21 protein-coding genes are annotated in these 23,034 nt (G+C 72.3%); 10 read left to right on the forward strand and 11 right to left on the reverse strand.

Annotation, left to right across the window (positions count from 1 at the left end; genetic code table 11):
* The first annotated feature begins 343 nt into the window (after window positions 1-343).
* Window positions 344-1,390 (forward strand): glycosyltransferase family 4 protein, encoded by a 1,047-nt coding sequence (locus tag WMF19_RS43075; protein ID WP_437895689.1) that lies wholly within the window; start codon window positions 344-346, stop codon window positions 1,388-1,390.
* Between the two features lie 24 nt (window positions 1,391-1,414).
* On the opposite strand, the gene WMF19_RS43080 is transcribed toward WMF19_RS43075, so the two are convergent.
* The 3 genes from WMF19_RS43080 to WMF19_RS43090 form a co-directional block, all read right to left on the reverse strand.
* A complete protein-coding gene (locus tag WMF19_RS43080; protein ID WP_437895690.1) occupies window positions 1,415-2,461 on the reverse strand; it encodes a hypothetical protein in 1,047 nt (348 codons plus the stop codon).
* A 360-nt stretch (window positions 2,462-2,821) separates the two neighbouring features.
* The gene (locus WMF19_RS43085; RefSeq protein ID WP_437895691.1) at window positions 2,822-3,442 is read right to left on the reverse strand and encodes a TonB family protein; all 621 of its coding nucleotides are present in this window, start codon (window positions 3,440-3,442) and stop codon (window positions 2,822-2,824) included.
* 59 nt (window positions 3,443-3,501) lie between these two features.
* Window positions 3,502-5,913, reverse strand: coding sequence for an ArnT family glycosyltransferase (locus tag WMF19_RS43090; RefSeq protein WP_437895692.1), 2,412 nt, complete (start codon window positions 5,911-5,913; stop codon window positions 3,502-3,504).
* 119 nt (window positions 5,914-6,032) lie between these two features.
* Between WMF19_RS43090 and WMF19_RS43095 the strand changes: the two genes are divergently transcribed.
* Window positions 6,033-6,794 carry a Uma2 family endonuclease gene (locus tag WMF19_RS43095; protein WP_437324431.1) on the forward strand — a complete coding sequence of 254 codons (762 nt, stop codon included), beginning with the start codon at window positions 6,033-6,035 and terminating at the stop codon, window positions 6,792-6,794.
* Window positions 6,795-6,816: 22 nt separating this feature from the next.
* Here the strand turns inward: WMF19_RS43095 and WMF19_RS43100 are convergent, their stop codons facing one another.
* Window positions 6,817-8,397: an ATP-binding protein gene (locus tag WMF19_RS43100; RefSeq protein WP_437895693.1), complete on the reverse strand. Its 1,581-nt coding sequence runs from the start codon at window positions 8,395-8,397 to the stop codon at window positions 6,817-6,819.
* A 413-nt stretch (window positions 8,398-8,810) separates the two neighbouring features.
* On the opposite strand from WMF19_RS43100, the gene WMF19_RS43105 reads away from it, so the two are divergent.
* The 7 genes from WMF19_RS43105 (at window position 8,811) to WMF19_RS43135 (ending at window position 15,280) form a co-directional block, all read left to right on the forward strand.
* Window positions 8,811-10,601 (forward strand): hypothetical protein, encoded by a 1,791-nt coding sequence (locus WMF19_RS43105; protein ID WP_437895694.1) that lies wholly within the window; start codon window positions 8,811-8,813, stop codon window positions 10,599-10,601.
* A gap of 39 nt (window positions 10,602-10,640) precedes the next feature.
* Window positions 10,641-11,426, forward strand: a complete 786-nt coding sequence (locus WMF19_RS43110) for an HmuY family protein (protein WP_437895695.1) — start codon at window positions 10,641-10,643, stop codon at window positions 11,424-11,426.
* Window positions 11,423-13,060, forward strand: coding sequence for an MXAN_6640 family putative metalloprotease (locus WMF19_RS43115; RefSeq protein WP_437895696.1), 1,638 nt, complete (start codon window positions 11,423-11,425; stop codon window positions 13,058-13,060). The genes WMF19_RS43110 and WMF19_RS43115 overlap by 4 nt, the downstream gene beginning before the upstream one ends.
* Window positions 13,061-13,219: 159 nt before the next feature.
* A complete protein-coding gene (locus tag WMF19_RS43120) occupies window positions 13,220-13,645 on the forward strand; it encodes an STAS/SEC14 domain-containing protein (RefSeq protein ID WP_437895697.1) in 426 nt (141 codons plus the stop codon).
* Between the two features lie 84 nt (window positions 13,646-13,729).
* Window positions 13,730-14,155: an STAS/SEC14 domain-containing protein gene (locus WMF19_RS43125; RefSeq protein ID WP_437895698.1), complete on the forward strand. Its 426-nt coding sequence runs from the start codon at window positions 13,730-13,732 to the stop codon at window positions 14,153-14,155.
* Window positions 14,156-14,435: 280 nt separating this feature from the next.
* A complete protein-coding gene (locus WMF19_RS43130; protein ID WP_437324424.1) occupies window positions 14,436-14,858 on the forward strand; it encodes an STAS/SEC14 domain-containing protein in 423 nt (140 codons plus the stop codon).
* Window positions 14,855-15,280 (forward strand): STAS/SEC14 domain-containing protein, encoded by a 426-nt coding sequence (locus WMF19_RS43135; protein ID WP_437895699.1) that lies wholly within the window; start codon window positions 14,855-14,857, stop codon window positions 15,278-15,280. Before WMF19_RS43130 ends, WMF19_RS43135 begins: the two co-directional genes overlap by 4 nt.
* A gap of 2 nt (window positions 15,281-15,282) precedes the next feature.
* On the opposite strand, the gene WMF19_RS43140 is transcribed toward WMF19_RS43135, so the two are convergent.
* Window positions 15,283-16,875: a S8 family peptidase gene (locus WMF19_RS43140; protein ID WP_437895700.1), complete on the reverse strand. Its 1,593-nt coding sequence runs from the start codon at window positions 16,873-16,875 to the stop codon at window positions 15,283-15,285.
* Window positions 16,876-17,187: 312 nt separating this feature from the next.
* Between WMF19_RS43140 and WMF19_RS43145 the strand changes: the two genes are divergently transcribed.
* Entirely contained in the window at window positions 17,188-17,778 is a 591-nt protein-coding gene (locus WMF19_RS43145; RefSeq protein ID WP_437895701.1) for a hypothetical protein, read from the forward strand.
* A gap of 131 nt (window positions 17,779-17,909) precedes the next feature.
* Here WMF19_RS43145 and WMF19_RS43150 read toward each other — a convergent pair whose 3' ends face one another.
* From WMF19_RS43150 to WMF19_RS43175, 6 genes are all read right to left on the reverse strand, one after another.
* Window positions 17,910-18,557, reverse strand: a complete 648-nt coding sequence (locus WMF19_RS43150; RefSeq protein ID WP_272095519.1) for a hypothetical protein — start codon at window positions 18,555-18,557, stop codon at window positions 17,910-17,912.
* A 456-nt stretch (window positions 18,558-19,013) separates the two neighbouring features.
* On the reverse strand, window positions 19,014-19,493 hold the full coding sequence (locus WMF19_RS43155; protein ID WP_437895702.1) for a hemerythrin domain-containing protein: 480 nt from the start codon (window positions 19,491-19,493) through the stop codon (window positions 19,014-19,016).
* Between the two features lie 321 nt (window positions 19,494-19,814).
* A complete protein-coding gene (locus WMF19_RS43160) occupies window positions 19,815-20,528 on the reverse strand; it encodes a pirin family protein (protein WP_437901741.1) in 714 nt (237 codons plus the stop codon).
* Between the two features lie 118 nt (window positions 20,529-20,646).
* A complete protein-coding gene (locus WMF19_RS43165) occupies window positions 20,647-21,606 on the reverse strand; it encodes a GNAT family N-acetyltransferase (RefSeq protein ID WP_437895703.1) in 960 nt (319 codons plus the stop codon).
* 15 nt (window positions 21,607-21,621) lie between these two features.
* The gene (locus tag WMF19_RS43170) at window positions 21,622-22,797 is read right to left on the reverse strand and encodes a hypothetical protein (protein WP_437895704.1); all 1,176 of its coding nucleotides are present in this window, start codon (window positions 22,795-22,797) and stop codon (window positions 21,622-21,624) included.
* Window positions 22,797-23,024, reverse strand: coding sequence for an acyl carrier protein (locus WMF19_RS43175; RefSeq protein WP_272095515.1), 228 nt, complete (start codon window positions 23,022-23,024; stop codon window positions 22,797-22,799). Before WMF19_RS43175 ends, WMF19_RS43170 begins: the two co-directional genes overlap by 1 nt.
* Between the last annotated feature and the right edge of the window lie 10 nt (window positions 23,025-23,034).

Below are 23,034 nucleotides of genomic sequence, written 5' to 3' on the forward strand. Positions count from 1 at the left end.
TGACCACCTGTGTGCAGATTGGCTGGGGCGCTCGGGCTCTCGACGGTCCCCGCGCTGCCCCGCGCGCAGGAGCGAGCGGGACGGCGCATCCTAGACGCACGGGACGCCTGAAGAAAGCGCCGCACCGCCGCTCGTTGGTTCGGATCGCGCTGGCTTGGCGGGCGCCGCGCTGCGCTGCGTCTGCTGCGCAGCAGCTGTCCTCGCGCGCTCCCTCGGCCGGGCAGGTGGAGAGCAGCCCGCTGGCATGCTCGTTGATGGGTCCCGGTTGCGGGTATGCGCTCCGCTGCGAGCGGGGGCGAGCATGGCGCCCCGGTCGCGGCGCGGCGACCGAGGAGCAAAGAGCATGCGGATCGCGATCGTCTCCACCCCGTTCATCCGGGTGCCTCCCTCCGGGTACGGCGGGACCGAGCTGTTCTGTCACGAGCTGGTCGAGGGGCTGTCGGCGCATGGACACGAGGTCACGCTCTTCGCGACGGGAGATTCGGTGGTCACCTGCCGTCGCCGGTCCCTCTACGGGAGCCCGATCTGGCCTCCGATGCCGGAAGACGAGGTCAACCACGTCGCCTGGGCCTTCGCGGAGATCGCGCGCGAGGACGGGTTCGACGTGATCCACGTGAACAGCCCGATCGCCGTCCCGTTCACCCGCTTCGTCCGCGTCCCGGCGGTGCACACCCTGCACCACGCGCCCTGCGGCGAGAGCTCGCGCATCTACGCGCGCCACCCGGAGGTCGCGTACGTGGCGATCAGCGCGCGGCAGCGCGCCCTGGAGATCCCGCTGCCGCGCTCGTGCGTCATCCATCACGGCGTCACGCCGGCGCGTTATCCGCCGAGCCTGAGCGACGAGGGCTACCTCGCGCACCTGGGCCGTTACGCCGAGGAGAAGGGGACCCACCTGGCGCTCGACATCGCGAGGGCCGCGGGCCTGCCGATCAAGCTCGCGGGCCGCGCGCACCCCAAGGACCAGATCTATTATCTCCAGGAGGTCGTCCCGCGCCTCCGGGAGAGCGGGGTATCGGATCTCGGGGAGATGGGCCACGACCGCAAGGTCGCGCTCCTGCGCGGGGCCCGCGCCGTCCTCTGCCCGCTCCAGTGGGAGGAGCCGTTCGGGCTGATCGCCATCGAGGCCATGCTCTGCGGCACCCCGGTGCTCGGCTTTCGCCGCGGTTCCTTTCCCGAGATCGTCGACGAGGGCGTCACCGGCTACCTGGCGCCGCCGGGCGACCTGTCGCGCCTCGCCGCGCTCGCCGCGGGCCTGGCCCGCTTCGATCGCGCCGCCTGCGCGCGCCGCGCGCGCGAGCGCTTCAGCAGCGCCGTGATGGTGGGCAAATACGAAGAGCTCTACCGGACCGTGACCGGCCCGCGGCGCGCCGAGGGCTCCCGGGCCGCGTGATCGATGCCCGGGAGATCGAGGGGCTCAGTTGACCTGGGGTGGGATGGCCACCTGGCACTCGTTGGCCGGCGTCATCCATTTGATGGCGTTCAGCCAGAAGCGCTCGACCTGATACTCGGGATGATCGACCCACTCGCTGTTGTAGGTGATCCACTCGTCGCCCCAGACCAGGACATGGCCATTGCCGATCTCCAGCGCCTTCAGCACGTCGTAGCCCTCGCCGGTCGCCAGCGTGGTGCCCTCGCCGACCACCGGGTAGCCGGTGTCCACGCCGACAGCCTCGATCCCGTCGAGCACCGGATGCCCTCCGCTCCACTCCGTGATGGGGACCGTGGCGCCGCCTCGCCTCGGGAGGATCTGCTCTTCGTCGTAGCTGACGCCGAGCGGAGCGAGCAGCGTGTTGACGTTCGCGCGCTCCCTGGTCTGGCCGTACCCGATCAACGTCATGAGGCCGCCGCCCTTCGAGAGCCAGTCGCGGAGCGCCTCGACCTCGGCGTCCGAGTACGTGCGCCCGATGTCGCTCACGTCCTGGATGACGATGACCTGGTGCTTCGCGAGCTCCTCCGCGGTGAGCTCGGCGTCGTTCAGGCCGACGGCACCGTTGATGCTGCGCTGGTTCAGCCAGGACTCGAAGACGTCGCCGTCGCCCCACCGGCCCGGTTTGCCCAGCGTGGCGATGCGGAGGCAGTCGCAGACGCCGTCGCCGCCGACGTCGACGTCGTCGACGATGCCATTGCCGTCGTTGTCCAGGCCATCGCAGGTGTCCTCGGTGCTGGGCGTGCCGCTCCCCGAGCTGCTGGTGCCGCTGCCGGCGCCCGTGGTCAAGCCGCCGAAGTCGTCTCCGCCGGTGCCCGCGGCCGCGCCGCCGACGTCGTGTCCGCCGCTGCCCGCGCTGCCCGCGCTGCCCGTGCTCCCCGAGCTCCCTGTCGTGCCGCCGCTGTCCCCGGCGCTGCTGGGGCCATCGTCGCTGGAGCACGCGGCCGCTTGCAGCGCCGCGCCGATGCACGCGACGCGCAGCAGATGTCCGACCGGAACCCGACCGAAGGACGACAGGCGAGATCTCGATTTCATGGCTCTCTCCAAGAGGTCAAGCGTTGATGGCGGCGGGCCCTGGCGAGCCGCCGAAAGCACCAGAGCGAGGCTTCATAGTGTCTTCCCGGCGGGGCTTTGCGCAACGCGAAATAGCGGTTCTCATGACAGACACTTTGGTCGGCAGTGTGTGCCATGGCCTCTCGGTGTGACGTCGCACCGTGAAGCATTGTAAATTTCAACCCCGACGCGGCCTTCGAGAGGGCTCGCGCCCAGGACCTCGTCGTCCAAGTCCATTCATGGTCGCGCGTCTCCGGCGGGCCCCCTCCCAGGGGGCCGGGCAGTTCAGCGAGACCTCACGCCCGACCGGAAGTCCCTGGCCTCGCGCGGCCAGGGCTCCCCTCAGGGTTGCACGAGCTCGACGCCGCTGAACTCGATGGGAAAGGTGATGACGGTCGTGACCCCGCCCTGGGGCGAGGGGAACTGCATCTTCTCGAACGTATCGGCCACGCAGCGATCGACCTGCTGATTCTTCGCGGTCGACCTCACCACGTCAGCCTTGTTCACCTTGCCGGTCGGGCCGATGGTCGCCTTGACGGTCACCTTCCCCGTGAACTTCGGCGAGCTCTTGACGCCGATCTTGTAGCACTCGTCGAACATCTCGCCGTGCTTCTCCACGACGTCGCGGACCTGCGCTTCGGAGATGTTGCCCCCCAGCGTGCCGGTCGCGGTGGCCTGGCCGGGCCTCACGTTGCCGTCCCGTCTCGCGGTGGCCGGCGGCGGCGGGGCCGCCTCGACCGGCGTGGCCGCCGCGGGGGCCTGAGCGTCCGGCGGGGGCGCCGCGGGCTTCGGCTCCGGGGACGTCGAGGTCTCCGGCTCCGGGGACGTCGAGCCGGTCGGCTCTTCCGACGCGGGCTGCGCCGGCGACGCGGGCTGCGCCGGCGACTGGGCGGCTGGCGCTGGCGCGCCGCAGCCCGCGGCGAGCGCGAGGATCAGAACCAACCCTGTTCGGCGAGAGCTCATGCCCGAAGGTAAAACCGGAACGCGGGGCCTTGTCCATGGGGATGGCGGCGCGTGCCCGCTCATCGCAGCCGCAGGACCTCGACCTCCGACGCGCCGCCACGATCCACGAGCCTCGGCGCGCGGCCGCGCTCGCGCGCCGTCAGGGACGCCCAGAACACCTCCGTCCCTGGCCGCTTCCGGATCGGCACCGGATCGGCATAGAGGAAGCCTGCCCTCCAGCGCTGCGGCGAGATCGCCGTCGGCAGTCCGACCTCGCGGACGACCGGGTCCGCCATCGTCGTGGACAGCGGGGCGCTCTCGACGACCCGGGAGCGCACCGCGAGCACCACGTCGCTCGCCGCCGGGCCCCCCGCGCGCACGAAGATCGTGAGGAGCGAGCGGGCGCCCTCGTGGAACGTCGTCCCGAGCAGCTCCGTGCCGTCGTCGAACCGCGCCCCGATCGGCGCGAGCGCGGCGCTGATCTCCCCGAAAATCGCCGCCGCGCGCGCGCTGTCGCCTGCGGCCAGCGCCATGTTGTGCGCGATCCGCTTCTGCTCCAGCGTCTCCGGCGGCGCGGCCGGCGGCTCCGCCGGCTGTCCGAAGTGCGTGCGGAGCTCCCACGTGAGGAACGGATCCGGCACGATCTCGCGCTCGGGCTCGGTGCCCGAGACGAGGTACCAGGCGAGGAGCCCCGGCTCTCGCTCGCGGAACGAGAACGCCTCGATGCCGCTCGCCGGGGAGGTGCGCGCCCCGTCGCCCGCGCCGAGCGCCCAGAACGGGCCCACCGCCGTCACGTCGAAGCGCTGCGCGAGGCTCGCCTGATCCCGATCGAGCATGAACCTCGCGTCCACGAGGTAGGCGCCGCGCGGCGGTGCTTCCTTCGGCGGGGGTCGGTTGGGCGCCACGACGCGCCCGCCGAGCGCCCAGACCTGGGCCCAGGTGGCCTTCATGCTCTCGTGCATCGCGACGGGCGCGTCGGTCGGTGTCCCGGGCAGCCTCGGCGCGAGCCATCGCAGGAACGCCGTCTTCGCCCCGTCGGAGTCGATGAGGTGCCCCCGCTCGTTGAAGCGCCCGCCTGTCTCGCGCGCATAGCGCAGCGCCGGGACCCCGTCGCGCAGGATGGCGGCGAGCGGCACGAGCCACAGCGCGAGCGCGGCGAGCGCCGGCCCCCCTGGCGGCGCGTCGAGCGCCGGCCCCCCTGGCGGCGCGTCGAGCGCCGGCCCGCCTGGCGGCGCGTCGAGCGCCGGCCCGCCTGGCGGCGCGTCGAGCGCCGGCCCGCCTGGCGGCGCGTCGAGCGCCGGCCCGCCAGACGGCGTCGCGATCCGGGCGGCTCGCCGCGCGGCGGCGGCGCGCTCCAGGAGCAACGCGCCCGTGTCGACGAGGGCGGCGGCGGCGAGGGCGAAGTAGGCCGCGAAGTAGTGCGGCCAGAAGATGTGGATGTCGGCGCCTTGCCGGAAGACGACGTACTGCACCGTCGCGGTCGCGAGGTAGAGCAGCGGCAGCGCGTCGTGCTCGCGCCGGAGCAGGGCGAGCCGCGCCGCGCAGACGATCGCGGCGAGCTTTCCGGCGGCGATGGCGATCGGCGTGAACGAGAGCTCGAGCCAGTACCGCCGGCTCTCGAGCACCTTGCTGAGCGGCTCGGCGTTCCCCGAGGAGCGGAGCCCGTAGCTCGTCAGGAGGTCGCCGAGCTTGCCGGCGTGCTGGAAGAGGGCCAGGTAGAGCGCGGCCGTCAGCGCGGCGATCGAGGCGGTGAGCACCCACCACGCGGCGTAGCCCCGCTCGGGGAGCGGGCCGAAGACGCGCCTCGGGAGCAGGTAGGCCCGGATCGCGCCGAACGCGAGCAGCCCGCCCGTGAGCACGAACGCGGGCCAGTCGGCGTGCATCCCGAGCGCGAGCCCGAGCGCGCTCACCGCGAGGTAGCGGCGCCTGGACGTCTGTAACAGGCGGACGTAGCCGAAGAGCCCGAGCAGCGTCCAGGCCATGACCGGGACCTCGAGCGCGTTGAAGTTCGCGAACGACAGCGTGATCGGCAGGACGACGAACGCCGCCGCAGCGGCGGCCCCTGCGGCGGGGCGGTAGATGCTCCGGCCGAGGGCGTAGAGCAGGGGCGGCGTCGCGGCGCTCAGCAGGACGGCGGGCAGGCGGCAGACGACGTCGTGCCGCCCGAGGACCTTCATGAACGCGGCCGTCGTCCAGAAGATCCCCCACGGGTGGTGGCAGTAGTACATCCCGGGCGCCGGCCGGCTCGCTGTGTACTCCCAGACGGGTCCGGGGATCTTCCAGCGGAGCATGTTCTCCGCGATGATCCCGACGCTCGCCGACGACGCGTAATGTCCGGCGAGGACGGGGCCGAACATCTCCCACGCCGCCGCGAGCGCGAACCACGCCGTGGCGAGCGCGGTGACGGCGAGCGCCGCGCGGGCCTCGCGGCGGGACGCGGCGGGGAGGCCGCGCAGGTCGGTCGGATGGGGGGCGAGGCGCGGGGGCAGCAACGTGGGCGCAGCCTATCGCGTCGGCGGCGCCGCGCGGGCAGGTGCAGCGCCGAGGCGCGGGCCCCGCGCGCCGCAGCGGCGCGGGTCGATGCGCGCGCCCCGGTCGGGTAGGATGGGGCATGTCGACCGAGGCGCACAGGCAGGTCCATCGGCGGGCGCACCGTGACGGCAAGGAGCGTGATCCGACGTTCTATCCCGTGGAGAAGAAGATGGGGGAGGACTCCCTTCAGACGTGGATCGTGGAGCTCCTCCGTCCTCTCATCGAGCGCTGGTACGAGGCGCTCGGTCGGCCGAGGTTCGTGGGGGCGGACCAGTTCATCTATTATCGGCAGTTCGATCCTTCCAAGGTCGTGGCCCCTGACGTGTACGTGCTGCCTGGCGTGCCGCCGGGCCGGCGCGTGCGGAGCTGGAAGGTGTGGGAGACGGGCATCGCCCCGAGCTTCGCGCTCGAGGTCGTCTCGTCCGACGAGCCCTACAAGGACTACGTGGACGCGCCCGAGCGCTACCGGGAGCTCGGGGTGAAGGAGCTCGTGATCTTCGATCCCGACTGGGAGCGGGGCCGCGATCGGGTGCGGTGGCAGCGCTACCGGAGGCTGAAGACGCGCGGCTTCGTCCGGGTGGAGACGACGAACGTCGACCGGATCCACGCGCGCGTGCTCGGCTGCTGGCTGCGGGTGATCGGCGCCGGCGAGGAGGCGCGCCTCCGGCTGGCCACGGGGCCCGAGGGCGAGGAGCTCTTCCCGACCGCCGCGGAGGCGGAGCGCGCGGCGAAGGAGGCGGAGCGCGCGGCGAAGGAGGCTGCGCTGGAGCGCGTGGCGGCGCTCGAGGCCCAGATCGCGAGCGCCGCGGGGGCGAGGGGCAAGGGACCCGGGGCGCCGTGAGCTTCGCGCTGCCCGCGGCCGTTCAGGCCCGGAGCAGCGTCACCTGCCGGCCCGACGGCGTCCGGGCCTCCTCGAGCCGCGTCCGCGCTTCAACGTCGCCCGCCGCGGCGCGGCGGTCGAACAGCACGAGCACGCCCTCGTCGAGGCCGAGCTGGGCGAGGTAGCCGTCGAGCTGCGCGAGCCCCTTCGGCGTGGGATCCTTCTCTCCCTCGCGCCAGACCTTGAGCTCCAGCGCCGCGCGCTGCACGGCGCGTGACCCGTCCGGCGCGCGGTAGGGCCACCGGACCAGGAGGTCGATCCTCCCCCGGCCGAGGCCGTACTCCCGCTCGATCAGCCCGCCGCCGTTCACCACCCGCTGCAGGAAGGCCATCAGCACGAGCTGCGGCGCGACCTCGTGGTAGCCGAGGTTGCCGGAGAGCGCCTCGCCGTGCTCCCTCCAGAAGGCTGCGAACTCCCGGAGCAGGCGCGCGACGTCGAGCTGGCCGTCGGGCAGCACGAAGCTCCTCGGCTCGGCCAGGATGACGGGCTCCACGTCGCCGGCGAGCACGCGGGCGATGACCTCGCGGTAGATCGGGTTCGCGATGCGCGCGGGGTTGCCCGGCGCGATCAGCCCGAGATCGCGGGCGTACTGGAGATCGTCCTGGTAGGCGTCGCCGACGATCGCGAGCGTGCCCGAGAGGATGGGCTCGAGCACGCGACGGACGCGCGGCTCGTGCAGGCGGGCGACGAGCGAGTCGAGGTGGGTGGCGCGCGCCAGGATGAGGCGCTCCTTGGCCGCTTCGACGTGCGCCGTGGTGATCGGCTCGCTCGCGGGCACCGCGAGCTCCTCCACGATCTCGCGGGCGAGCGCGTTGACGAGCCACGGCTGCCCGGCCGTGAGCGCGATGGCCCGCTCGACCGCTTCTTCAGCAAAGACCTGGCTGGTGTCGGCGGTGTGTTGGGCGTAGAGCTCGCGCACCTCGTCAGGGTCGAAATCGCCGAGCTTGAGGGACTCGAGCTTGACGTTGAACGAGCTGGCCGTGCCGAGGCGGCTCGGGTCGCCGCCGCTCGCCGCCTTGTACTCGCGCACGTCGCGCAGCCCGCAGAGCGCCACCGCGGCGGGAAAGTCGGCGGGGCGATCGGGAAAGCCGGCGCGCAGCTGGCGCAGCACGCTGAGGAGGCTCTGGCCTCGCAGGGCGTCGATCTCGTCGAAGAGCAGCGCCAGCGGCCGCGGGCAGGCGCGGGCCCAGGCACGCAGCGCGATCTCGACGCGGTTGCCCTCCGGGGCGTCGGGGAAGGCAGGCGGATGCAGCGCCGGGGGAAGGGTGAGCTCGGCGCGCGCCCGGATCGAGCTGAGCAGGATGCGCTCGGCCGCGCCGTAGTCGTCGCCTGCCGCCTCGCCCGCCTCGCAGGAGAAGTGCAGCGCCGCCCAGCGGCCGGAGGCGGTGAGCTGATCGGCGAGCGCGCGGAGCGCCGTGGTTTTCCCCGTCTGCCGTGGCGCGTGGACCACGAAATAGGCGCCTTGCTCCACCAGGCCGGGCGCCTCGGGCAGGCGCCGCTCGGCCGGGATCATGTAGTGCAAATCGGGGCGGCAGGGGCCGGCCGTGTTGAAGCGGCGTGCCATGCGCGCAGCTTGCGTCCCGGAGCCGGGTGGCCGCAAGGGCCGCGCGGCGGGGTTGGCGTGACGGCGCTGGCGTCGCCGAGGTGGAGCCGGCATATCGCCACCTCTGCGCGCAGGCATCCGAGGCCCTCCGACCGGTTCCTGATCGACCGAACCCCCTCGGGGAGGGGGAGCCAGCACATCGCGACCTCTCCAGGTGGGCACCCGAGGCCCCACGTTCGGTTGCAGATCGACCGAACCCCCCTCGGAGGGGGAGCCAGCACATCGCGACTTCTCGCGGCGGGCATCCGAGGCCCCATTGTCGGTTGCAGATCGACCGAACCCCCCCTCGGGAGGGGGAGCCGGCACATCGCGACCTCTCCAGGAGGGCCTCCCGGGGCCTCGGTTCGGTTCCGAGATGATAGCTTCCCGCCACCTTGGGTACCCCGTCCCCTCCGGCGGAGCCTCTGGCGGCGCCCGCTCCCGAGCGCCGCGCGCCCTCCGGCCTGCTCCGCCGCGGCGCGAGCTCCGCGGTCCGAGCGCTCTCCGGCCTGCTCCGCCGCGGCGCGTGTCGACTGCGTGTCGACCGCGCGCCGCTCAGCGCGGCGCTCGCCCTCGTCGTCGTCGCCGCGTCCGTCTATGTGATCGCCGTCCCGCTCGCGGTCGTCCGCTATCCGCCGATGACCGATCTCCCGTTCCACGCGGCCGAGACGGCGGCGTTCAGGCACTACCTCGACCCGGCGTGGCACTTCCGCGAGCAGTTCACGCTCCAGCCGCTCGCCGTCCCGTACATGTCCATGTACGCGCTCGGCGCCCTGCTGATGCTCGTCCTCCCTCCCGTGGCCGCGGTGAAGGTCGCGGCGGCGGCGATGCTCGCGCTCCTGCCCGCGGGCCTCGCCGTCCTCTTTCACGGCCTGAAGCGGAGCCCGCTCCTCGGCGTCCTCGGCCTGCTCCTCGTCTGGTGCAACCTCACCCACTGGGGCTTCCTCAATCACATGGGCGCGCTCGGCCTCTTCGCGATGGTCGTCGGCCTGACGCTCCTGCTCCTCGATCGCCCCTCGCGCGGCCGGCAGATCGCGCTCGCGCTCGCGCTCGTCGCCCTGTTCTTCACGCACATCTTCCGCTTCCCGTTCGCGCTCGCCGCCGTCGTCGGCACGGCGATCGTCGTCTTCCCGGCGACGCGGCGGCTCCGCCCCATCGCGCTCCCGCTCGCGCCCTCGCTGGCCCTCTTCGCGGCGTGGCTCGCGGTCCGGACCGACACGCTGCACGCGGCGCCCATCGCGCCCGCGCTCCACTGGGAGCGGCTCCGCGAGGTACCATCGCTCCTCTTCACGAGCTTCACCGATCCCGCCGAGGCGGCGGCCGCCGGCCGGGCAGCGCGCTTCGTGCTCGCCGCGCTGCTCGTATGCGCCGCCGGCGCCGCCGCGCGGCTCGCCGGCGCCGGCGCGGCGCGCTCACCCGCAGGCGCCAGCGCCAGCGCCGACGCGGCGCCCGCAACCGCCGGCGCCGGCGCCGACGCGGCGCCCTCACCCGCGACGGACGCGCGGCAGCGGTCCTTCGCGCGCCTCGCCGCCCTCGTTCCGGTCGCCTGCGCGGCCGTGTTCCTGGGCCTGTTCCTGACCCTGCCGCTCCAGATCGGCCTCTGGTGGTACGTCTACCCGCGCGAGATCGTCGCCGCGCTGTTCCTGGCCCTCGGCGCCTTCCCGGACCTGCCGCGATCGCCCTGGCTCAAGGTGCCGGCCGTGCTCGCGCTCTCGGCCGCCGCGCTCTCCCTCGGCGCCGTGGTCCGCGACAACTACCGCCGATTCGACCGGAGCACGCGGGACTTCGACGCCATCATCGCCCGCATCCCGCAGGCGCCGAGGCTGCTCTACCTCGTCTTCGATCACGGCGGCTCGACCCGGACGACGACGCCGTTCATCCATCTCCCCGCCTGGGTGCAGGCCACGCGAGGCGGCTGGCTCAGCTTCCACTTCGCCGTCTGGGACGCCTCGCCCGTCGCCTACAGGCACCGCGAGGAGCCGGACGCCGTCGTCCCGCCGCCCACGCCGCTCCGGTGGGAGTGGACGCCTTCGATATTCGACGTCCGCCGCCACGGCGCCTTCTTCGACTGGTTCCTCGTCCGCCGGCGCGCGGGGGCGAACCACCTCTTCGCGAACGACCCGAGCATCGTCGCCGTCGACCACGTCGGAGACTGGTGGCTCTACCATCGCAGCCGAGCGCTCTAGCGGGCACGCCGGCTCCGACTTTGGGTTACCATGTCGCCAATGGGCTCCTCGACTGCGTCTCCCCTCGTCGCCGCCAGCCTCGCCGTCCTTGCCCTGTGCGCGTGCGGCTCCGACGACCCGATCGGCCCTGGCGGCGAGGGGGGCAGCGGTCCCGCCGGGCCCGTCTGCTCGGAGCCCACGCCGGTGCCCTGCGAGGACGAGGTCTTCCAGCAGATGAACCTCCAGGACACCGTGGCAGCAGGGGAGATCCTCAACGAGCAGGACGGCGCCGGCATCCGCTCCCTCGTCGACGCCACCGCGGGCGGCCCCTTCGCTTCCGATCCCGACGCCTACGTCTATGCCCGGTTCACGGACGCCGGCCTCGAGAAGGTCGAGATCTCCGACGAGGCGTCGCTCCAGTCCATGGACTGGGACATCGCCTTCCGGCGCTACATCGTGCGCATCAACAGCGGCCACTCCGGGCCGTCCTGCGTCACGGCGGCGCGGCTCCCGGGCACCCCGGACTACGATGGGATCACCGAGGCGCCCGGCGAGCTGAGGCTCCGCAGCGACGAGTATTTCACCGAGAGCTGCGAGCTCATCCCCGACGGCTCCGGGCTGGACTCCCCGGCGACGGCGCTCTCCGGCTACTGGACCTACCCCGGGTGCGTGAAGATGACCGGCCTCGTCTACGTGCTCCGGCTCGCCGACGGCCGGAGCCTCAAGCTGACCGTCACGCACTTCTACAACGAGCAGACGCAGGCGCAGTGCCAGGAGACCGGGATGGTCCCGATGGAGAACACCGGCTCCGCCAACTTCCAGGTCCGGTGGGCGTTCCTGCCGTGACGCGGACCGCCGGCGCTGAGCCCGCGTGGCGCAGCGGCCTGGCCCGCGGCGCGGCCCCGTGGCGCCGCCGAGGCCGCGCCGCGGCCGTGCTCGCGGCGTGGCTCGCGCCGTCGCTCGCGGGCTGCGGCGCGGACGACACGGCCGCGCGGCCGCTCGACGGGCCCGCCGCGGCGCCGCTCGATCGTCCCGACTCGCGCGGCACGGGCCTCCAGTTCCGGTTCGATCCGGACGACGTCGTCGAGACCTTCGCGTCGGCGTCCGGGAGCTTCCTCGTCCATTTCGCGCGCGAGGGGCGCTGCGCGGTGCCCGCCGCCGACGACGACGCGACGGGCGTCCCCGATTTCGTCGAGGAGGTCGCCGCCGTCTACGACGAGGTGATCGCCCACTACCGAGACGTCCTCGGCTTCCGGCCGCCGAGGAGCGACGAGGACCTGCCCGACAACGGCGGCGACGGCCGCTTCGACGTCTACCTCGTCGACTTCGCCGGCGTCGGCGACGGCGTGTTCCGCGTCGACGCCTGCGCCGAGGACGCCGGGGACCGCTGCGCCGGCTTCATGACCCAGGAGAACGACTACAGCGGCTACGGCTATCCATCGACGCTGACGGCGAACCGGATCCTCGGGAGCCACGAGCTCTTCCACGCGGTGCAGGCGGCCTACGACCACGGCCAGGACACGCTGATCACGGAGGGGACCGCGGTCTGGGCGACCGAGTCGTTCGACCCCTCGCTGAAGGACTTCGAGGGCTTCGTCGACGGCTACCTCGCGAACACGGATCGGTCGCTCGACGTGCCCTTCACCGGCCCTGTGGACCCCTTCAGCTACGGGAGCGCGCTCTTCTTCCAGTTCCTCGAGGAGCGCTTCGGAGACGGCACGGTCCGCGCGCTCTGGGAGCGCCTCGAGGACGGCGCGAACGGCGAGGCGGATCCGGTGTGGTTCGAGCAGCTCGATCCCTTGCTCTCGTCGCAGGCGCAGACGACGTTCGCCGAGGCGTTCGTGGAGTTCGCCGCCTGGAACCTGCTCACCGGATCCGCCGCGGATCCCGGGCGCTCCTACGCCGCCGGGTCCGGCTACCGCGGGCTCGCCCCGGAGGAGGTCGCGGCGCCCTACGCGGACGGGCTGCGCGTCTTCCATGCGTCGGCGCAGTACTTCAGCGTCCCCCCCGGCGGGCGCGCGACCATGACGGCCGCGCTCGCGGCGCCCACGGACGATCCGGCGCAGCTCTCCGGCCTCGCGCTGCTGCTGGCGGCGCGGCGCGGCCGCGTGTACGGCGAGGTGCTGCGCGCCGGCGACGTCACCTCCGGCGAGGTGGTGGTCGACACGGCGGGCGCCGATGACCTCGCCGTGATCGTGGTGAACGGCCTTCAAGAAGGCGAATCGCGCAAGCCGACGCTGTGCATCGGCACGCCGGACGAGGTCGCCGCGTGCCGGGCCGATGCGGAGGCCACCGGCGGCGATGGCGGTGGCGGCGGCGCCGGCGGCGAGGCGTCTGCCGAGGGGGCAGCGGGCGTCGACGACGGCGGGTGCGGCTGCCGCGTCGTGGCGCCGGCCGCCGCGCCCTCGAGCTCCGCGGCCTTCGGCTGCGCGCTGGGCGCCTCGCTGCTCGCGGCGGCCGCGCGCCGGCGCAGGCGCTGAGCGGGGGCTTACGCGCCGGGCGACGCGCGGAGTGGCGACGCGCGGAGTGGCGGCGCGCGGAGCGGTGCTCTGTGAGGCGCGTCACCCGGCGAGCGCTCTCCCGCGCTGGCCCCGCGAGCGCTCGTCTTGCGGTGAGCCGAATGCGCTAGCCTGCGGGAGATGAGCGAGCCCCGTTCCGAGGACGCATGCCCTCTCCTCCGCGAGGACGCCGACGGCATTCTTTGTTTCGCCATCGAGGGCGATATCTCGGAGGAGATCGCGCGCTCTCTCTGCGCCGTGTTCAGGCGCGTGGCGGACAGCGGCCGCGAGGTCTTCGTGCTCTCCGACTCCCGCCGCGTCGGGACCCTGACGGCGGCGGCGCGCAGCGCGCTGGCGGAAGAGCTGCGCGGCGTGCGCTTCAGCGGGGTCGCGGTCTTCGGGGCGAGCTTCTCCCTGCGCGTCGTGACCACGCTCGCCTCGAGGAGCGTGCAATTCTTCACGGGCGAGGTCTATCCGCTGGCGTTCTTCGACACGGAGGACGAGGCGCGCGCGTGGCTGCTCGCCCAGCGAGACGCGCTCCGGGCCACGCAGCGGCAGGGCGCATAACGCCGCCGCCCTCCGGGGCGCGCGCCGTCGGCGCAGCGCCGGCGCGCGGGGCGCGCGTCGTGGGGATGGGCTACCATGCCCGACATGAGCGATCCCCGTCCGGCGGGCGCGCGCTTCGAGCTCCGCGAAGAGCCCGATGGCCTCCTGGTCATCGCGACCGACGGCGATGTCCTGGAGGACAACGCGCGCGCGCTCGTGGACGCCTTCCGGCGCCTGACGGACAGCGGCCGCGACGTCCTGGTGCTCGCCGACGCGCGCCGCTGCGGGGCGGTCACGCCGGCGGCGCGCAAGGTGTACCTGGATGGGATGCGCTCGGCGCGCCTCGATGGGATCGCGGTCTTCGGGGCGAGCTTCTCCATCCGCGTCATGGCGACGCTCATCATGAAGAGCATCAACCTCCTCACGAAGCGGTTCCCTCTGCTCGTGTTCTTCGAGACGGAAGCCGAAGCGCGCGCGTGGCTCCTCGCGCAGCGGGGAGCGCACCGGGCCGGGCGGCGAACCCAGGCGTGACGTCACCCTCCGCGGCGCGCCCGCGGGGGTAGGATGTGCGTCTTCTTCGCAGGGGCCATGTCCGATGTTCCACGCGTCGCCGCGGCGCGCCAGCGTCTCCCCGGCGGGCGCGCGGGCCGTGACGGACGCGCTCGCGCGGCGCGCGGATGATCCGGCGCATGCGCGGGCCCTGAACGGCGACCCACGCGCTCGATCGGCCGCTTCGCCCGTCGTCGCGCGGGTGGCGTCCGTGATCGCGCGAACGTCGTACCGCCGCGCAAACGAGCTACCGTGGAACGCCATGAGCGACCCCCGCATCGACGACGCAAGCCAGGCCCTCCGCGAGGACGCCGACGGGATCCTGTGCACCGCCATCGAGGGCGACATCTCGGACGACACGGCGCGCGCGATCTCCGCCGCGTGCAGGCGCCTGTCGGAGGGCGGCCGCGCGGTCCTCGTGCTCTCCGATGCGCGCCGCCTCGGGACCATCTCGGCGTCGGCGCGCAAGGTGATGGCGGAGGAGCTCCGCGGCGTGCGCTTCGACGCGATCGCGCTGTTCGGCGCGAGCTTCGCCGTGCGCGTCGTCTCGACGCTCGCCGCGAAGAGCGTGCAGATCCTGTCGAGGCAATCCTATCCGGTCGAGTTCTTCGAGACCGAAGGCGAGGCGCGCGCATGGCTGCTCGCCCAGCGGGATGCGCTCCGGGCCGCGCGGCGGGGCGCATGAGCGATCCCCGACCGGAGGGCGCGCGCCTCGACCTCCGCGAAGAGCCCGACGGCGTCTTGTTCATCACGGTCGTGGGCGATATTTCGGAGCAGATGGCGCGCACGATCACCGCGGCGTGCCAGCGCCTGAGGGACAGCGGCCGCGACGTCCTGGTGCTCTCCGATGCGCGCGGCAACGGGGCGATCTCACCTCAGGCGCGCAAGGCGTTCGCGGAAGGGCTGAGCTCGGCGCGCCTCGATGCGGTCGCGCTCTTCGGAGCGAGCTTCTCCCTCCGCGTCATCGGGACGCTCATCTTCAAGAGCATGAACCTCCTCGCGCAGCGCTCGCACTCCATCGCGTTCTTCGACACGGAAGGCGAGGCGCGCGCGTGGCTCCTCGCGCAGCGGGACGCGCTCCGGGCCGGGCGGCAGCCCGGAGCCTGAGGTCACCCTCCGCGGCGCGCGCGGGACACGCCGCGCCGGCGCGCCGCCGCGGCCAGGCCGAGGAGCGCCGCCGCCGCGAGCCCTCGCCGCTCGCCAGAGCCCGCGCCGGCCGAGGCGCAAGCGCAGCCGGCGTGCTGGTCGTCGGCGCCCTCGCCGCCTCCTGCCAGCGGCGGCGGCTCGTCCCCGAGCACCTCCGTGAGCGCCGCGACAGGGTCGATGATCCCGTGCCCGAAGATGGGATCGTGCCCGCTCTCGTCGGGGACCGCGTAGGGCGCCAGCCGCGCCGTCCGGATCATGACGTCGTAGAGCTCGCCCGCGGTCCGCTCGGGCGCGGCGCTCACGAGCAGCCCCGCGACGCCGGCGGCGACAGGGCACGCCGACGAGGTGCCGCCGAACCGAGAGGTGTAGTCGCTCGCGTCGTCCCCCTCGCTCCCGGCGATATCGGTGCTCAGCGTCCCCGTGGGCGCGACGAGATCAAGGGATCTCCCGCGGTTCGTGAACGGCGTCGCGTCTTCCAGGTGGTTGACGGCGCCCACGGTAAGGACGCCCCGCACGGCCTGGAGCTCGTCGTCGAGGATCTCCCGGTCGTCGTTGCCGGCGGCGAACAGGACGAGCGCCCCCTTCCCGTTGCGCCCGGCGTCGAAGAGGCGGTTGATCGCGGCCTCGACCACCCTGGGGACGGGCATCGGATCGGCGTACCCCCAGCTGTTCGACACGACGGCGGCGTTCACCTGCAGCGCGAACTCGAAGGCGTCGACCGAGGCGGAGATCGGCCGCGGCTCGTCGTCGAGCAGCCGCACGCACCGCAGCCTGCAGGCGGGGCAGCCGCCCGCGATGCCCACGCCGTTGTCGGTGTCGGCGGCGATCAGGCCCGCGCAGGCCGTCCCGTGGTTCACGCTCTGCCCGCCCGGCTGGTAGGTGGGGTCGTCGTCGCCGTCGATGACGTCCAGGCCTGGATCCATCTTCGCGGCGAGGTCCGGGTGATCGAGGTCGCAGCCGGTGTCGATGACGACGATGGAGGTGGCCGCGTCCCCCTGCGTGCGCCCCCAGGCCTCCTGCATCCGGAGGTCGTCGAAGTACCACTGGTCGGGCAGGCGCGGGTCGTCCGGCGCGAACGGCGCGCCGTGCGCCTTGAGGCGCACGTGGAGGTCCGGGATCGCCTCGCGAACGAAGGCCGGGCGCGCCGCGCCCTGGAGGCGCTGGGCGAGGTCGAGGCCATCGCCGCCGCCGGTGTCCCTGACGAGCCACAGCCCGATCGAGGGCATCAGCGGCCTCACCACCTCCACGCCTGCGGCGCCGAGCGCGCCCTCGGCGCCCGGCTCGACCTCCACGATCGCGGTTGCGCCGACGCTCGCCTGAACGGTCCGGCCGCCTGGATAGCGGAGCCGCACCGGCGCGAGCGCGCGCGGCGTCGAGGACGCGCCCAGCGCGGCCGGACCGAGCCGCTCGACGTCGACGCGGCGCCCGCCGTCCATGAACCACGCGTCGCTCGCCTGCTCGCGCACGGCCGCGCGCGGGCTGGCGAGGCCGTCGCCCGCCATGGCGGCCAGGAGGAGCGCCGCCGAGCAGAGCACGACCGAGGGCTTGTGTCGCATCGCTCTCCTGGATCTACCGGACCGCGCGGCGTCCTACCAGGGCCGCCCTGGAGCGGCGCTCGGGCGAGAAAGATGCAGACCGTCAACCGGTGCTCGGGCACGGAGGATACAGACCGCCAAGACGCCAGAAGACGCCAAAAAGAGAGATGTTTTCGGATCTCTTGGCGTCCTTGCCGCCTCGGCAGTTTCTCGCTTCGAGCGCCAGGGGCTCGATCCCTCATTCAGGTCCGCAGCGCGTACGGGGTCGCTCCGGTCGTCGCGAACGTGCCGCAGTCTTCTTCGGAACAGCGGCCGCCTGATAGGTATGACTTTATGCGGATCAGGCTTCATCGATTGATGTTCGGTACGGTGCTCGGCGTCTCGCTCGGATGCGGCGGGGGCAACGGCGAGCCCGCTGGAGATAGCGGCGGCGCGCCGCTCGGCGAGTTCGAGTGTCGGGTCGGGGCGGATTGCAACAACAACACGTGCAACCGGCTCAGCGATGCCGTCTGTTATGAGGTACGAGGCGCCTGGTGTGGATCCGACGAGGACTGCGCCGGCATCGACGGCGAAAGCGGCGGCGGGGGAGCGGGAGGCGGGGGAGCCGGAGGCGGCGGCGCAGGCGCGCCGATCATCTGCGAGCCGCCGCATTTCACGTGCCCCCTGGCTATCCAGCTGCAGCTGCGGAACACCTGCGTCCGCGGCTGCGAGACGGACGCCGAATGCCCTTCGACGCTGGCGTGCGCGCCGGATCATCGGTGTCGGGCGAGGTCGTGCGCCGCCGAAGCGGACTGTCCGAAGGACCACGTGTGCGATACGACCGGCGCGTGCGCCCGCACGGCGTGCTCGAGTGACGCCGATTGCGAGGGCTTCTGCGTGCTCGGGAGATGCGAGGAGAAGCCGGGGATATGTTTCCTGTACTGACCCGCTTCGAGGGAGTCCCAGCGGGGCTCCCGCAACGTCGTCCCTGATTCCGCGCCGCGCGACGACCCCCTCCCGGGGGCCGGGCGCCTCGGCAAGACCTCCCGCGCAGGACGACCCTGGGCGGCGCGCTGCTACCCCTTCCCCGGGCCCCGGATCACCATCGACACGAGCTGGTCCCTCATCTTCGAGAGCTCGTCCCGCACCGCTCCGTCGTCGGGGAGCGACGTCAGACGCAGCGTGACGCGCTCCAGGAACTGCTGCCTCGCCCTCTCGAAGCCCGGCACCTGCTGGTCGTGCAGCGCGCAGGTCACCAGCTCGTGATCGAGCAGCCGCCAGAAGAACTTGCCGTCGACGGTCGTGGCGCCGAGCCTCCCCGTGAAGCCGACCACCGCCCGCGCTCCCGCGTCGAGGAGCCTGTCGAACAGCGGGCCGTTCGCGGTCTCGCCACAGCAGAAATAGAGCACGCGACCGCGCGCCCAGAGCTCGATCTCCTGCGCAGGGCTCTCGTGCGAGAGCAGGATGCCGTCGGGCGACTCGTCGTCCACAACGCAGCTCGTCTTGCCGTGGGACGACACCACGATCGCCCGGAATGGATTGCCGGTGCTTTCGGCGCGCGCGATCTGGCGGAGTATCCTCCGCCGCTCCGCGCTGGCACGTCCGAACGGTACGATGGAGAACTGCTCGCCCATACGCCCGTAGAGCTGCGTGCGTCCGGCCGCGAACCACGCGCTGTCCGGGTCGAAGGATGTGTCAATCGAGAGTACAGGTCGAGCCGTCATCCTACCTCCTACCTCCGTCGAAGATCCCCGGTGAGCGTCGGGCATCGCTCGCTCGCGCGCCAGACGGCGCCCGCTGCGCCGAGCAGCTGGCGTACGGCATCAGGCCCTGCCCATCGGCTTCTTCGCACCATGCTCTCTCCCCGCGGCCATTCCGGACCACCGCCACGAGACTCGCAGCAGTCTAGAATAACGACCGTGGGGAAATTCCTACTAGAAAAATCGCATTCGCTCCGACGAATTTCTCAGGTTTCGCTGAACTGTAGGGTGGCGCCGGCGCCTGCATGCGGCTCAGGTTTTTACGTCCGGCTCTGGTTCGCGCGTGTTGCGTGAGGGTATCTTTTCTAACAGCCGTCGCTTGGTTGCGCGGGCTTGCGTGGGCCTGCGTGTGCGGGCGCCGCGTCCGGGCGCTCACGGCGCCGGGGGCCACCGAGGAGAGGGGGCTGGAGGGACATGGGTTCAGGGGAGGGGCGCTGCGGCGTCGGTCTGGCCCAGGACGAGCCTGCGGGGCTCCCCCTGCTGCAGCGCGCGCATCCTCGCGTGCATCTGCTGCCCGAGCGCTTCGCGCGCGCCGTCGTCAAGGAGCTTCCTGACCTTGGGGAACAGGTGCTCTTCCTCCTCCTTGTGGTGGTGCTCGAGCTGCTCGGCGAGCACATGGACCTTGGCCCCGAACGTCTCGTCCGCGGCGTCGAGGGCCACGAGATCGGCCAGCACGCGCTTGATGGACAGGTGCTCCTCCAGCGACTCGAGGAGGATATCCTCGGTGCGGCGAGCCCGGACCGCCGGGTAGAAGTCCTGCTCTTCGATCGTGATGTGGGTGGCGAGGAGGTCGGCGGCAGCGGTGAACTGCGCTGCGGTGACGGAAGAGGCCTCCTTCAGCTCGGAGAATCGCTGCTCGAGCTCGCGGTGGTGGCTTACGAGGAGTTCGATGGCATCCATGAGATCTCTATGGAGCGGATGCCGCCGACGAGCAAGCGGGAGAGGCGCGCAAAGCCTGCCAGATCGAGACGCACGGATTCAGCTGCCTCCTGGCGTCGGACCCGCAGCGCGGCGGCGACATCGCGCCTCTGCGGGGGTCGAGCGAGGGGGACGATGATCATGGCGGTGTGTCGAGCCGTCGCCCGCAAGGTGCCTGTTTGCCCCAGGGAGCTCCCTTGCAGGCGGCAGGCTTCTCCTGACGCCGTGGATCATGGGCGCGATCTCGCGCTGTCTCATCTGTCTCTTTGAGCCGCCGCCGAGCGGAGGGCGCGAGAGCCGCCCTCAGGCGAGGTCGAACAGCAGCACCTCGCCCGCGCCCTTCCCGACGAGGTGGAGCGACTGACCTGCTCCTCCCGCGCCGGCTGCGCCGATGGCCGCCGCATCTCCGGCCTCGAGCAGCGTCCCGTTCAGCTCGACGCTGCCGCGCGCGACGTGGACCCAGGCGTTTCGACCGGCCGGGAGCTCGTAGCGCGTCTCTTCGCCTTGCCCGAAGAGCCCCGCGAACAGGCTCACGTCCTGGTGGACCGTGACCGAGCCCTCGCGCCCGTCCTGCGAGGCGACGAGCCGCAGCTTGCCCTGGCGCTCTTCCTTCGAGAACGCCTTCTGCTCGTAGCTCGGCGTATACCCGCGCCGATCCGGCACGATCCAGATCTGCAGCAGGTGGGTCGCGCCCGCCTTCGAGGTGTTGTGCTCGCTGTGGTACACGCCCGTCCCCGCCGACATGCGCTGGACCTCGCCTGGGCGGATGATCGACCCGTTCCCCATGCTGTCCTTGTGCGCGAGCTCCCCCTCCAGGACATAGGTGACGATCTCCATGTTCTGGTGCGGGTGCATCCCGAACCCCCGCGACGGGGCGACGCGGTCGTCGTTGATGACCCGCAGCGCACGGAAGCCCATGTGCTCCGGATCCTGGTAGTCGGCGAACGAGAACGTGTGGAACGACTGCAGCCACCCATGGTCGGCATAGCCGCGCTCGCCAGAGCGCCGGATCACCATCGAAGAAGTGTTGTTGGTCATGACCTCAGCATGCGCCCGCCGATCCATCTTGTGAATCGGCATTGTTCTCATATGGATCATCTATAAAATAGATGAATGCCCCCGGGGCACCTTCGGGTCAGACGACCTCGAGGTTGGTCGTCTCGGCGTCCAGCCATGGCCCGCGCTTCGGGTGGAGCACGAACGCGTCGAAGGTCGCGGCCGTCGCGCGCACGCCGGCTGGCCTCAGCTGGTCCTGGGGGACGATCGCCAGGTTCGGCGCGCTCACCACCGGCGCGGTCGCCTCTCCGGCGAACACCTCCGACGCCGCGCGCATCACCGCCGCGAGCCGATCGGCGGTCGGCTCCGGCAGGAAGAGCGTGTCGACCGTCGCCACCCGGTCGATCCCACGAGCGGTCGCGATCTCCGACAGGAACACCGCGGCGGCGCCGACGGCCTGGCCTGCCTCCTCGACGAGCAGCAGCCGGCGCGGACGCGGATCGCGCAGGCCGTGCTCGAGCTGGGCCGCGTCGGGCGCCGACCACAGCACGCGCTCGTCGCCGCACGCCCCCATCACGGCGAGCGCGTCTTCCAAGGCCCCTGCCGGCGCGGCCACGGCCCGCGGCGGCGCGGCGCCGGCCCGGGGGAGGAAGCCATGGTTCCGGCACGCGGTGAGCTGCTTCAGCTCGAGGCCCACCGCCGCCACCGCCTTGAAGAGCACGCGCTGCGCGGGCGCGGACCGCGCCTCCACGAACACCGCGATCGGCAGGCCGGTCGCCCGGAGGCCGGCGAGGAGCTCCGTGTACAGCCGGCTCGCCAGCCCTTGCCCCTGGAACTTCGGCCGCACGCTCACGAACGAGAGGACATATCCCTCCGACGTGACGCCCCGGAAGCGGAAGCGGCGCGGGGCGACGCCGATGAAGCCGGCCGGCTCGCCGCCCTCGCGCGCGAGCACCGCCTGCGGCGCCGGTCCGGGGGAACCGAACTGCCACCTCAGGTAGTCGGCCGTGTAGTGGAGGACCGGCAGCGGCCACGCCTCGCGCAGGACGAAGCTGGCCTCGTCCGCCGCCGCGACCGGATCGACGCGCTCGACCTGCATGGCAGCGAAGCCTCTCTACAGACTGGCCATCTCGGGAGACCGCCGCACGAGCTCGGGCCAGCCTGTCGGATCGTCGCCGTGCTGGGCCAGAAACGCGTAGACCCACCGCTCCAGGCCGAACGCGATGCACACGCTGTGCATCGGGCCCGCGCCCTCGACATTGCAGCTGAACGCGCGGCCGAAGAAGTCGGTGTGGTAGTTCAGCGAGCCGGCCGCCACGCGCTCGCCCTCCGGGAGCATCAGCGAGATCTCGTACTTCGTCTCGCTGCTGATCTGGAAGTACGTCTTGGCGGCCGCGTCCGGCGCGATGAAGAACGGGTCGCTCGCCGTCCGGATCTCGCCGGCGAGCCGGTGCTCGTCGAGGTAGCGCGCCACGAGCTCGTTCCCCTGCTCGCGCAGCGCGAGGACCTCCTCCCGCGACCCGAGGAAGACGATCTCCCGCATCGTGAACTCCCAGAGCCGCCGCAGGTCGACCATCTTGCTCGACTCGTAGCGGAAGCAGCGGCCCGCGAGGGCGTAGCGCGCGCCGCCCGCCGGCAGCACCCGGTCCCGGTTCGCCGCGTACACGTGGTAACAGACCGCCGGCGAGAGGCACACTTCCGGCTGCGCCATGTCGCTCAGCGCGCGCTCGTCGAGGGTGTCCCGGTCCTGGTGCCTCGCCCGGAAATCCTCGATGCGCGGCATGTCCTCCGGCAGGTGGCACGTGAACGTGACGATGTGGGGAAACGAGCGGAAATAGTCGCACTTCGCCAGCGTCGTTGCCGGGATCAACGTCGGCACCAGGATCGGGCTCGGCGAGAACGGCGCGCCGAGCGCCTCCAGCGTGCGATCGAAGTAGCGGTAGAGCCGCAGCGGCATGCCCTCGAGGGCGACCTGGCCCTGGCCCATCTGCGTGATCCCGGCGGGGAGCGCGCCGCCGCGGAACTCCGCCCGATCGCACGCCGGGCTGCGGTACACGAGCTTGCGCGCGATCTGGCGCAGGCTGCGCTGCATGGAGCGCGCGAGGCGCTCGGCCGCGCGCGCGAGCTCTCCCGCGCCCTCCTCGGGGGCCTCGAACTCGATCGCCGCGCCCTCGCGGACGAAGCGGATGTTCGAGATGTCCTTCGAGAGGAAGGCGATCTGCTTCGGGATCTCCTCCTGCGCCATCTCGGTCGCAGGCGTCGCGAGCTCGACCGTGACCGTCCTTCTCATCACTCGAGCTCCCGCAGCATCGCGGTCAGCGCGCGCGGCGTGCGGGCCGCAAGGAACCTGCCGTCGTCGGGGATGGTCACGTTGAACCGCTCCTCCAGCTCGGGGATGAGTGAAACCGCAAGAATGGAGGTGACCCCTGCGTCGAAGATGTCGTCATCAGGCCCGATGCCGGGAACCTTGCTGAGCGTGACGATGATCTCGGTCACCTGATCCAACTCGATCGCCATGAGAAGCTCC

The sequence above is a fragment of the Sorangium sp. So ce124 genome (assembly GCF_051525235.1).
GTDB classification, from domain to species: Bacteria; Myxococcota_A; Polyangia; order Polyangiales; family Polyangiaceae; genus Sorangium; species Sorangium atrum.